The organism is uncultured Tenacibaculum sp. (genome assembly GCF_947498805.1).
Classification (GTDB): Bacteria; Bacteroidota; Bacteroidia; order Flavobacteriales; family Flavobacteriaceae; genus Polaribacter.
In genome coordinates, this window is sequence record NZ_CANMLT010000007.1 from 210193 (window position 1) to 223129 (window position 12937).

At 32.7% G+C, this 12937-nt stretch carries 6 protein-coding genes; 3 read left to right on the top strand and 3 right to left on the bottom strand.

Annotated features, from left to right (window positions below; translation table 11 throughout):
• Positions 1 to 63 precede the first annotated feature (63 nt).
• Genes Q0873_RS15200 through Q0873_RS15210 form a run of 3 tightly spaced genes read right to left on the bottom strand, consistent with a single transcriptional unit; the run spans position 64 to position 4235 of the window.
• A complete protein-coding gene (locus Q0873_RS15200) occupies positions 64 to 2733 on the bottom strand; it encodes a TonB-dependent receptor (protein WP_299108845.1) in 2670 nt (889 codons plus the stop codon).
• A gap of 15 nt (positions 2734 to 2748) precedes the next feature.
• Positions 2749 to 3660: a FecR family protein gene (locus tag Q0873_RS15205; RefSeq protein ID WP_299108847.1), complete on the bottom strand. Its 912-nt coding sequence runs from the start codon at positions 3658 to 3660 to the stop codon at positions 2749 to 2751.
• A 53-nt stretch (positions 3661 to 3713) separates the two neighbouring features.
• The gene (locus Q0873_RS15210; RefSeq protein WP_299108849.1) at positions 3714 to 4235 is read right to left on the bottom strand and encodes an RNA polymerase sigma factor; all 522 of its coding nucleotides are present in this window, start codon (positions 4233 to 4235) and stop codon (positions 3714 to 3716) included.
• A gap of 117 nt (positions 4236 to 4352) precedes the next feature.
• Here Q0873_RS15210 and Q0873_RS15215 point away from each other — a divergent pair, with 117 nt between their 5' ends.
• The 3 genes from Q0873_RS15215 to Q0873_RS15225 all read left to right on the top strand — a co-directional run.
• Positions 4353 to 6200, top strand: a complete 1848-nt coding sequence (locus tag Q0873_RS15215; protein ID WP_299108851.1) for a tetratricopeptide repeat protein — start codon at positions 4353 to 4355, stop codon at positions 6198 to 6200.
• 107 nt (positions 6201 to 6307) lie between these two features.
• Positions 6308 to 7048 (top strand): hypothetical protein, encoded by a 741-nt coding sequence (locus Q0873_RS15220; protein WP_299108853.1) that lies wholly within the window; start codon positions 6308 to 6310, stop codon positions 7046 to 7048.
• A gap of 190 nt (positions 7049 to 7238) precedes the next feature.
• Positions 7239 to 12937 (top strand): MBG domain-containing protein (locus Q0873_RS15225; protein WP_299108855.1); only part of this gene is annotated, 5699 nt, incomplete at its 3' end.

The window sequence follows — 12937 nt, forward strand, 5'->3', positions numbered from 1 at the left end:
AAACACTAAGAGCTTATGCGGCGCAAGTCATTCGACTTGCGCTTTTCTTTTATAAAGTAGTTGTTAAAAATGAATTCTAAATACTGCGTTTGGTGTAAACCCTAACGAAAAACGTTGTATTACTTGCTCTAAAATAACCTCCAATTCTTCTGGAGTTGATCCTGTGGTTCCTTCTACGGCAATTCCTCCATCATCTAAGGGCTTACGTTCTGCTTTATAGATTAAATTTAAAGGCTTTACGCGATTATAAATATTTAAGAAAGAAACACCCAGTTGAGCTTTTAACTTTTTCTTCCCAGTATTAATAGTAAAATCATGTAAAATAGAAGCATCTAAGCGATGAAAATCAGGTAAACTATCGCTATTAACAGAACCAAAATTTACGACTCCAGCAGGCTCATTATCAGCATCTATTTTTATGACATAACTATTTACAGGAGTTATTGGTTTTCCAGATCTATATTGCCATCCCAAAGAGAATTGCCAATTTTTAAGTTGTAAAGTATTTGAAATTCTAAAATGATGGGTAATATCGTTGTTTCCAGGAAAGTTCTCTGGAGTATCTTTTAAGTTAGGGAAGTTGAATGTAATATCATTAAATGTATAACCTGCCCATATTTTATAATTATTCCATTTATACTTTAAAAGTATATCAACTCCATTAATCGTACTTTGTCCTTTTTCTAGGTTTTCAAGAGGATTACTAAATCCACTAGTAAAAGTAGTTAAGCCATCAAGTTCTTTATAATAAGCATCAACATCAATACTTAAATTTTTATGATGATATAATAATCCTCCAGAAATTTGATTACTGCTCAATAAAGGAAACTGTTCACCATCCGACAATCGCCATAATTCATTTTCTAAACGTAACTCTGTATGATTAAATTCTACCAATTGAGAAATGGGTTGATTTCTTTTTTCAATGGCCGTTTTTATACGCAATTGATTATTTAATGGATATTCAAAATTTATACGAGGTTCGAATAAGAACTTATTTAAAGAATTGTAATGTACCAATCGAAGTCCTCCATTAATAAAACCTTTGTTTTGAAAACTAAAAGTATATTCGCCAAACAAAGCATTTTTTAAATTGGTGTCATCTTGTAGAGAGCGTTCTAATTCATTATCTACTGGATTTTCTTTACTAATAAGTACATTTAAATCGGTGTACGAAAGTTGATATCCTAAGGTTAACTTTTGAAACTCTTTGATTTGTGTGGTAGAGGTAAAGTTAATCCCCAAATCTACAATATCATTTTTTCTAATACTTATTTCGGCTAACTCTTTAATACCATCACCTGTTTCATCTTTTATTTCATTGTTTTGGTAAAAAGAATTGTATTCAGAATAATAGGCAGTAAGTTCTTCTTGTTGTTTTTCACTAGAAATATGCGTCCAATTGAAACTCAAACCTTTATTTTGTGTTTTTAAAGAATCAATTACTATTTCATCACCTCCTGTAAAGTCAAAGTCTAAACGATTTCTTGTGTATAAACCACTCACTGCAATGGTATTTTTTTCATTGGGTTTGTATACTAATTTCGAATTGAAATCAGCAAAAGAAAAATCATTAGTACTAGTTTCTGGACTATAATCATCATCAGTTTCAAGAACTAAGGTATTACCGTTAATATCTTTTACAACTCCGAAATTGGTAAATATTTTGTCTTCATAGCTATTATAAGTAGGCGTTTTTACAATGTTGTTATAAGACCTTCTAGCAAAAGCATACACCGCAAGTTTGTCTGATAATGGCGCTTTTATATATCCATTAACAGAAAGTCCGTCTATTTCAAACCCTCCTTCTGTTTTTTGAGGAATATTGGTTCCACTTGAAATATCAATAATTCCAGAAATTCTATCTCCATAACTAGCACTGGTACCCGATCTAAAAATGGTTGCTTTTTCAGTAGCAAAAGGATTGAATAAAGAAAACATTCCATAGAAGTAACCCGTATTATATAATTTAATATCATCATATAAAACCAAGTTCTGATCAGGTGAACCACCTCTGATTTGAATACCTGTAGCAGATTCATCTAAAGTTGAAATACCGGGTATTAATTGAATACTTTGTGAAATATCAGGACTTACCAAACCAGGTAAAATCCCTAATTTCTTTGAGGCTACAGAAATAGAACCGTCCTTGTTTCTATCGATTCCAGAAGTAATATATCCTAAAACAACTACTTCATCAAGCTCAGAAGATATGGTGTTTAACGGAATGTTTACGCAACCTTCATTAGTGCTTAAAGTAATTTCTTTGTTTTGATAACCCAATAAACTAATGGTTATTTTTTCGGAGTTGTTGGGTGGGTTTTTAAAACTAAAAAAACCACTCTCATTAGTAGTTGTATATAATTGGGCATTGATAAATACGTTGGCATAAGGTAATGCCTCATTGGTACTATTATCTATTACAGATCCGCAAATTCTCCTAGGTTTACTAATAATAATTTGGTTTTTAGAAAGTATTTCAAAAAGTAATCCTGTTTGTTGAGTTAATTCAGGAATGATAGCATCAATGGTAGTTTCTTGTTTTATGAGATTGATTCTCTTTTCCTTTACAGCTTCTTTTGCGTAAGAAAAAATAACATTGGTTTTAGATTCAAGATCACTTATAACTTGTTGTAGAGGAATATTATCATAATAAACATTAAACTTTTCTTGAGAAAAAGAGAGATGAACAATACTCAAAAGGAATATCGCTGTACTTAGTAGTTTGTTCATGATTGGGGTAAAATTCTATTGTAAAGATATAATAGTTTTGTCATTAGAAAAAGTGTAAACAATTCCCATTGGGGTAAGGGTTGTTTTCAAGGCTTTTTCTAAATCATTATGAATAAAACTTCCAGAGAAAGTTTGAGAAGTATCTATACTTCCTATTTCAAAAGAAATAGCATATAGGCTACTTAGCTCATTTAAAACATCTTGTAAAGGGCGGTTTTTAAATATACTAATACTATCTATCCATTGAGGTTTAGTGGTATTAGTTTTATGTTCCGAAATAATTTCTTTCTCTATTGAAATTTTATCATTAGCGGTTAATATTTTTTGATTGTTTGTTCCTTTTTGATCAAATTGAACCTTGCCTTCAAAACAATTTAATTCGAAGATATAGGCTCTTGATTTAACGTTAAATTTGGTTCCTAAAACAGTGACATTACCATATGAAGTTTCTACTTTGAAATCACTTCCCTTCTGTACTTCGAAATAAGCTTCTCCTTGTAAATTTAATTGTCTATTTGAATTCCAAAAGAAACGTTTATGGGTTATGCTAGAATTGGCGTTTAATTGCACTTCACTACCATCAGGTAACATAATAGCTAATTGTTCTCCAATACCGGTAGTATAGTTTTTAGTAGAGGTGGCTGCAAAATAACCAATAATAAGAATAGCAATTGAAGCAGCGATAGAATACCAAAATTTAGTATTTAAAGTTCTAACCTTACCTGTTTCTCTAACCATTTTACTTTTGGTACTAGCTAGAGCAGCCTTGGTATCAATTTTAGGTCCTTTAAACTGTTGAGCAACTTCATTAATACGTTGAAAATCTTTATAGGCATCGGTTTGCATGAATTCAGTAAGTTCCTCCTTACTCAATTCATTTGCGGCCCAACGGGCTAAAAAAGATGTATCTGTTTCGTATTTTTTCATGTCTTTTATTTAGTGCTCTTATCTATTGTACCGTTAACTATTCATTTACCCTATTATAATTTTAAATCTTTTCCTAAAATTTTTCTGAGATTGATAAAAGCGTTACTCATTCTTCTCTCAACAGCCTTTACAGTAATGTTAGTTATTTCAGCAATCTCTTTATAGGTTTTCTTGTCAATACGGCTTAATAAAAATACTTCACGTTCTTTCTCAGATAAGCTAGCAATGGCATGTTCAAGTTTTTGTCTAAACTCTTCTGTTTCTAAAATAAAATCTGGACTTTCATGATCTCTATCGCTTTTTGGAATAGCTTCATGTCTCAATACTACTTTTTTGTGAGCAAACTCATTTCGTAAAGCATTATTACATATGGTATAGAGGAGTGAACGTGCGGTTTCATAAATAACTTCAGCACATTTTTTCCAAATTTTTACAAAAGCGTCTTGCACAATATCTTCTGCTTGCTGCAAGTTACCACACTTATAATAAATGTAGTTTGTAGCAGTTTCGTAGTAGGAGGTGAATAAAGAATCGAAATTCTTTTCTTCACAAACAGATTTTTTTTGTTCGGGCATTGACAAAAATTATTGTTTGGCAAATCTAAAAAAAAATAAAAAAAAGAATAGGGTTTAACAGATGATTACTGTACAATATATAGAATATAATCTTAATTTTTACATAATTTTTTATATATGAGTAAGTTATCTTTTTTGATTTTGTTGTTTATTATGGTTTTGGGAACAAGAGTTCAATGCCAAACCAAAGTCGATTCCCTGCAACAAGTTGTTAAAATTACGAGTAATAAAAATGAAAAACTTAAAGCTTTAGATAAGTTGTCTAGGCAAATGATTCGAGAGAATCATAAAGAATTAATTCCAACGCTTAAAGATTATATGATTTTAGCTAAAGAATTAAAAGAGTATGATTTAATGGCATCTAAGTCAAGGTTTTTGATTCAACAGCATTTAATTAGGGGAGAAAACAAAGAAGGAATGGGGTTAATTGATTCTATGTTGAACTTTAAACCGCATTTTAAAAAGGAAAATTCAGAAGCGCATCTTTTGTTAAAAAGAGGAGGTATTTATTTTTCAGAGTTAAACTATAAAAAAGCTATAAAGGATTATCAAAAATCGGCAGATCTGTTTTTAGTTTCTAAAGATTCCATTTTTGCGGCAGATGGATATTTTTTTGCGGGTCAGGCATATTCTAATACAGGAAATTTTATAAAAGCAATTGACAAATTTGAAAAAGCTGCAGTACTCTATGAAATATTGAAAGATTATCAATATATGTTTCTGGTGAATAAAGAGCTAGATTTAGTTTATAGAAGGAATGGACTTTCAGAATTGGCGAATGAAAAGCTTTTAAAGTTAATTGATAAAAGCAAAGCATATAAATCATTTAAAAGTTTGACTTTTTTTTATTTGTCACTTGTAAGTAAAGCAATAGATGATAAAAAATTAGTGCTGGCTGAAGAATATTTAGATTCATCAAAGCATTATGAAAAGTTTATTACTGATATTTCGATGAAAAGTTATAACAAGATAACTCTGAAAAATTTAGAATTACGCTTAAAAACAACGCAAAATGATCTAAAAGCTGCAGATAAAGTATATGATTCAACTTTACTAGTTGAAGAAAAAAATAAACATGTAAAAATTATAGAGTCATTTAAGCTTTACAAGGCTAATTATTTGTTAAAGAAAGGGAAAGTAAAAGAGGCGTTAAACTTATTAAAAAGTGCAAAAGAATTTGCTAAAAAGAACACCCAAAGAAATAATAATTTATTGGATGTTGAAAAACTATTAGGTACTGTATATGAGAAATTGGGGAAAGAGACAGAAGCATTGGTACATAAAAATAATTACATAGCATTAAAAGATTCTATAAATAAATTATCCTTAACGAATGCATTGGCTTTTCATCAAACAAGATTTGAAACAGCTCAAAAGGAAAAGGAGATTTTAAAACAGGAAAATGAAATACAACAGTTAGAAGCAGAGAAAAAAATAGCCGCAGGAAAAAGAAATTCCTTAATAGCAATCCTATTTTCATTAGTTTTAATTGCATTAGGAATTTGGTGGAGTGGGAAACAGAAAAGAAAGCAATTACAAGTAAAAATAAAGAAAAATAAAGAGGAACTTACCGAATTTACAAATCAATTACTTCAGAAACGAAAAGAGCAAGATGAATTACAATCGCAGCTAACGGAGTTAAAAGAAAAGGTAACGGAAAAAGAAGCAGTAACTTCTGTTCAGGATTTAATAGCAACAAAAATTTTAACAAAAGAAGATTGGTATATATTCAAGAAAAAATTTGTTAGTGTATATCCTAATTTCTTTATTGATATAAAAAACAAAGGTTACAAATTAACAAAAGCAGAAGAACGATTAGTGTCTTTGGAAAAGCTAGGTTTGGATAATTCTGAAATAGCGAATATGTTAGGAGTTTCTTTAGATACTATTTTTATGAGTAGGTATAGATTACGAAAAAAAATAGCTGCTCCTAAAGAAGTTTCTATTACAGAATATTTAAGCTAATTTAATTAGTTGATTTATAGTTTTTTTTGTTTTTGTATAGTAAATTGTATAGCCTATTTTTAAAGATTTAGTAGTACTAGCATATAGTTTTACTAAAAAAACTCTACATGTTTTTAAATAGTAAATATGTACTGGTCATTTTAAGTTGTAGCGTTTGGATTAGTGTTGCTTTTACAGGAAAGAGTGCTCAAATATATTCAAATACTGTCAAGTATAAAACGAAAGTAGTCACAACGACGTTTAAGGATATAGTTCAAGAAACTTTTAAGCCAAATGTACTTCAAAAGGAAAAAGAAAATCAAAAGCAAAAGAAGGATACAGAAATAGTTATAAGTAAATTCTTATACATATTGTTAGTTGCAATTCTAATAGTAATTATAGCACATTATCTTATAAAACTTCACTACAAAAAAAGAAATCATAAGAATAAATTTGACTTTCTTCAAAAAGAAGCTGTACTTAAAGAAACCATTAAAAACTTGTCTTCTAAAGTTAAAGAGCAAGAAACACTTCTTAATGAGCAAAAAGAAGAACTCAGAGCTAATAAACAAGTTAAGAAACTACATGATAAAATCATTGATAAAATACTAACTCAAGAAGATTGGTATAGTTTCAAAGAAAAATTCAATCAGGTATATCCATTGTTTTTTAGGCAAATACAAGAAAAAGATATTCACCTTACCAAATCAGAAGAACGTTTAATTGCTTTAGAAAAACTAGGTCTTGACAATACTGAAATAGCAAATGTTTTGGGAATATCTGTAGATAGTGTTTTTGTAAATAGATATCGTTTACGCAAAAAAATAAAGGCTCCTGCAAGTATCTCCATTGTAGAGTTTTTAAGTTGATAGTTAATTAATTAATTATGTGGTGTTTAAGTGTTTTAATGTGTGTTTTTGTATAGAGCTTTGTATAGATGAAAAACACTGTTTTTGGTTGTTTATAAGGTAGTTTTGAAAAGTAGTTAACAGGGTAATTTATAGATTGCCTTAATAATAAATTAAATACGAATAGAAGTATAATTTTAATGAATCCCTTATGGAACAGAATTACAAAACCCCGGTAAATAGAAGTATATATTATGTGTTGCTTTTGTTTTTTATGATGGTAGGTTCCGTTTTTGCACAAACAGAAACAGAGCCAAATAATGAAGCAAATCAAGCCGGTACACAACGTGTTGTATGGAGTAGCCCAACAACTATTACAGGAACAGTTTCAAATGCTGATCCTGATTATTGGAATATATCTAAACTACCAGGTATTGATCCGCAAAATGTTATAGAACTTTTTATTAGTAGCGGTTATGATCCAGCAACAATTCAAGTGGAATATGAGTTAAGAACCGGTGGTTACAATGGAAATGTAGCTTCATCTTTTCGTGCGCCTAGATTATTAAATCAAGCAACAGCTAATTTTTATAACGGAATAGGGTACCCATCTGTTGAGGCGGGATGGTATGGAATGTCAAATATTAGTTTAGGGACAACAGATAATTATATGGTACTTAAAATTACAACAACATCAAGTACGCCAATACCATATTCAATAGTATTGGAAAGTGAAGATTTCCCAACTTGTACTACCCCTGCGGATGTTACAGGTTTAAATGTTACGACTACAGGAGGAGACAATTTGCAATTTGATGCTTTCTCAGCAGTTAGTGGTATTACAGGGGGATATGTAGTAGAAATTAGCGATAGTCCAACATTTAATCCATTGCCAAATCCACAATTTGATGCACTTACTGGTACTACGCCATCAACTGTATATTCTGGATCAGGGCAACAAGTAATATATGCTTCTCCTAAACCTAATAGATTAGCAACAGGGTTTGAAGTACCTACAGTACCAGGAAATATATTAGTTACAGACTTAAGCCCTAACATAACTTATTACTTTAGAGTAACTACTGCAAACGAGTGTAATGGGTATTTTAGTTTTAGTAATGGAGCTACTATAAGTGGAGCTACTTTTGCTTGTGATCCTGCACTAATTGCACCTAATCAAGTTTCAAATATTGTTACGGTAAATAATACCATAGATAGTTTTGGTATTACATCTTTTACAGCTCCAACAGGTGGTGCGAATGGATATGTTATAAAAGTCAATACTACCAATAGCTTTACGGCTCCAACAGATGCAGATTTAACAAGCGCAAGTACGATATATAATTCAGGAGCAGGAGAACAAGTAGTATATGCAGGTACTTCCGTTAATCCTAATATAACTATTAATGGAACCGGAATTACGGCTGGAACAAACTTCTTTGTAAAAATATATGCCTACAATACTTGTTTAGGAGGAAATTTTTTCGAGAATACAGGAACTACAGGAACGCGAACGATTTGTAATGGTGCGCCAACTGTGGTACCTTCCGCTTTATCGATAGACCAAATAAGTCATAGTTCTATGCGTGTAAACTCTACTTCAGGAGCAGGTGGAGCTATAGGACAAGTAATTTTAATAAATACAGTAGATTCTTTTACACCTCCAGTTCCTGGAACTTTACCAGCTGTCAATGCAGCTTATTCTGGTACGGGTCAACAGGTAATTTATGCAGGAAGCGCTGTAAATCCCGCATTAACAGTTACAAACTTAACAAATGCAAATGGAGGTACACAATATTTTTTTAAATCGTATGCATATAATCCATGTGGAACCAACTTTTATTTTGAAGCTATTGGAGTAAAGGCGAATGCCACGACTTGTGGTGCCGTGCAAAACGTAGCAAGCAATGCGATCTTTTTTGAAGTCGGAGATTCTTTTATGGATTTCAAATCTTTTTCACCTGCAACGGGTGTAACAGGATATGTAGTAAAAATGAATACCGTTAATACATTTTCCCCGCCAACAGATGGAAGTAATACGTTACCAACCTCAAATCCCAATTATACAGGAGGTGAGCAAATAGTTTATGCAGGAACATCCACAAATCCAGATATTCGTATTACTGGATTAAGTGCTGCAACTACGTATTACTTTACCATCTATTCTTATACTGATTGTAGTGGAGCATTATTTTATGAACAAACTGGATATAGTTTTTCAAGACAAAATGTAAACTCACCTTCAAATTTAACATTTAATGATTTTAGTGTCACTTTTGGAGCTGCCGCATTTGATTTAAATAATCTTACATCATCACTTTCTCCAGGAGCGAGAAGTTATACTATTATGCCTGGTGGTACGTCTACTGGTGGAAGTGCATTATCTGGAACAGGTAATAATATAATGACAGCAGGTAACGTAGGTACAGTTTTAGTACGTGTAGATCAAGAAGCTGCAGCTAATTTCAACTCAGGAACAGAGCAAGCCACAATTACAATTAATAAAGCCAATCCAACGATTACATTTAATAATCAAACAGTTCCTTTTGGAAGTAGTGCTGTGACATTGGGAGCAATATCCAATTCAACCGGAACTATTTCGTATAGTTTTGTTGGAAGTGCAAATGGTAATGTACTTTCAGGAACTAATAATGAGATTTTAACACCTGGAAATGCAGGAACGGTAACTGTACGTGCTACGGTTGCAGCAGATGCTAATTTTAATGAAGCAACGAAAGACATTTTCTTTTCTGTTTCTGCACCTTCAGAAATAATAAGTATCAATGCAAATGGAGTATATAAAGTTGTAAATGAAAGTACCATGTCAACATTGGTAAATTTTACAGCAAATACTACTGCAACTGGTTCCGATGGTAAGGGTGAATTATTGCAAGTAAATGGAAAATTATGGGGTGTAACCAATGCAGGAGGAGCCAATGGTAAAGGAACTATCTTCAATTTAAATACTGATGGTACAGGTTTTACCAAAGTTCATGATTTCAATGCTACAACAGAAGGAAGCGACCCTTCAGGTTTTTTAACTTTTAGTAATGGTAAAATCTGGGGAGTATTGTCTACTGGAGGACCAGGGTCAGGCAGTGGGTCAGCAGGTGGAAGTATTTTTTCCATCAATACAGATGGAACCAATTTTACCGTGGTACGTGGTTTTTCTTTTACAGATTTTACACTTTCAGAGTTAGCTGCACCTATTGGTGGACTTACTGAAGCAAACGGAAAGCTTTGGGGAGTAACACAATTTGGAGGGCACACCTTTGCAGGAGGTGTTTATAGCATCAATTCAGATGGAACAGGTTATACAGAGGCTTATTTATTTCCGAGTAGTGGATTGCCAGGACAACCAAGGGCTAAGTTAACTTTAGCAAATAACAAATTATGGGGAACTGCAAGCTCCAATGGAGGAGGAATATTTACCATAGATCCAACAACGATAACACAAGCAGGTACAGGCTATAGCTTAGTACATCGTTTTGGTTTTAGTGGAGGAGAATCCTTAAGTACTCTAACAACCGTTGGAAATCAACTTTTTGGTATTTGGAGAGAAGGAGGGGCAAATAGTGCTGGTGTTCTTTTTAGAATTAATGATAACGGAACTAATTATGGTACGCTCCATGATTGGCCTTTTAGTGGAGGTGCTAGATTACCTTTTTCTTCTTTAACAATTGATGGGGGAACTCTTTTTGGAAGTACTACTACCGGTGGCACAAACAATTTAGGAACACTTTATAAGATTAAAACGGATGGTACAGGTTACCAAGAGATTTTAGCAAATACTGTCACTCCAAGTGAAGGAGCTTTTATAATAGTTAAAGATCGATTGATGCCAACGATTAATTTTAATAATCAAACAGTTGAGCATTTAAGTGTTACTACTTTGGGAGCTACTACCAATTCTACAAGTCCAATTACATATTCGTTAATTGGAGATATTACTGGGTCTACACTTAACGGAAACAAATTTAAGGCAGGAAGCGTGGGAACGGTTACCATTCGAGCTTCAATTGTAGCGGATGAAAATTTTGAAGCGGCTACTAAAGATGTAACGATTACGATAAATAGAACCAATCCAATATTTACGATTGCAGATATTAATACAACATTTGGAAGTGCAGATATTACGCTAGCTCCGAGTACTACCAATTACACAGGGGGAACAATTACATATCAATTTGTAGATCCAACAAATACCAATAACCTAGCAACTACAGGGTTCAATACCAGTAGTACTATTAGCAGTACAACGCTTAGGCTTGGTACACCAGGTGCAGAAACGATTCGTATTACACTTCCAGCAAACGTTAATTTCAATACAAGAACGGTTGATATTAACCTTACAATTGATGCAGCAACAGCCGATTTGTCACAGTTTGTTGACATTACTAAAACAACTATAAACCCTAACTTTAATCTGCCAGTTACAGCTCCAGATGGAGCTAGCATAAGCTATGCTTTTACTTCTAATAACTCGGGAAGTATAATTTCGGGTAATACTATAACTATTGGAGGTATTGGTGATGTTACTGATGTAATCAGGGTCACTGTAACACAAGAAAATTACCATCCAACTACTAAGGATTTTAACCTAGTAGTGAATAAAAGCCAGGTGAATTTATCTTATAATGGACAAGTTATTTTTAACGGAGGATTAATCCCAGCAAGTTACTTTTCAGCAACCGCAACAGATGCTAATAATAATCCTGTACAGGGAGTTTTAGTATACACATATGGAGGGCAAACTGTAACTTCTGGTTCTTACTTTCATATTGTTGCCAATAATATTGTATCAAACCCAATATATCATAATCAGGCAGGTGTTTCTTTCAGACCAACTGATCCTGCAAAATATACCACACCCACGGCCCTTGCAAGAGATATTCGAGTAGAGGCATTACCTGTGACCATTACACTTAATAATATTTCCAAAGCGGTAGGAGCAACAGATCCAGCTTTAACTTATACACATACAGATTTACCTACTTTTAGAAACTTCAAGATCAATGTTCCACTTAAAAGAGTGGCAGGTGAAACAGCAGGTATATACACTATATCAGTTGATATGACCAAACCGACGCTAGATGCTAATGGAGGAACTGTTTGTAGTTCGGGAATTTGTATCTATGAAGAAACCAATGGTAATGGTGTAGATCGAACAGGAATGTTTGTAGAAGGTTCAAGTTCATCTATACAACAAGGTATTTTAAGTAGGTTGACAAGTCAAACAGCTTCTTTTGTTATAGAAAATAAAACACCAATTACAGCTTCAGATATTACTTTTACTGCACCAGCAAATTTAACATATGATGGAACATTAAAAAGCTACACAGCAACTCCAAATGTTAGTTTAAGTCCTGCACTTCCAGCTGGAGATATAGATGTAACATATGAAGGTAGAAATGGAACTGTATATGCAATAAGTGCAACACCACCTACAAATGCTGGAGATTACAGGGTACTTGCAACTGTTAACTCTTCAAATGGGGATTATACAGGTAGTGTAAATACCAATTTTAGTATTATCAAAAGAGTTGTTGAGGTAACAGCTGACGGAAAGACGAAGTTGTACGGTGATACTGACCCAGCACTTACATATCAAATTACTACAGGAAATTTAGTAGGAAGTGATGCTTTTACAGGATCATTAACAAGAGTTTCAGGAGAGTCTGTAGGAGCGTATGCAATAAACCAAGGAAGTTTAGCATTAAATAGTAACTATACGTTGACCTATGTTTCAAATAACCTAACAATAGGAAAAAGAGTAATTGAAATTACTGCGGATGCTAAAACAAAAGTTTATGGAGAAACAGATCCAACTTTAACATATCAAATTACTTCAGGAAGTTTAGTTGGAGGAGATACTTTTACAGGTAACTTAACAAGAGTTTCAGGAGAGAC

What these genes read in the sequence shown, in the direction of transcription:
- Q0873_RS15220 (WP_299108853.1), top strand. Translation starts at nt 6,308, where the DNA reads ATGTTTTTAAATAGTAAATATGTACTGGTCATTTTAAGTTGTAGCGTT.
- Q0873_RS15200 (WP_299108845.1), bottom strand. Translation starts at nt 2,733, where the DNA reads ATGAACAAACTACTAAGTACAGCGATATTCCTTTTGAGTATTGTTCAT.
- Q0873_RS15210 (WP_299108849.1), bottom strand. Translation starts at nt 4,235, where the DNA reads ATGCCCGAACAAAAAAAATCTGTTTGTGAAGAAAAGAATTTCGATTCT.
- Q0873_RS15205 (WP_299108847.1), bottom strand. Translation starts at nt 3,660, where the DNA reads ATGAAAAAATACGAAACAGATACATCTTTTTTAGCCCGTTGGGCCGCA.
- Q0873_RS15215 (WP_299108851.1), top strand. Translation starts at nt 4,353, where the DNA reads ATGAGTAAGTTATCTTTTTTGATTTTGTTGTTTATTATGGTTTTGGGA.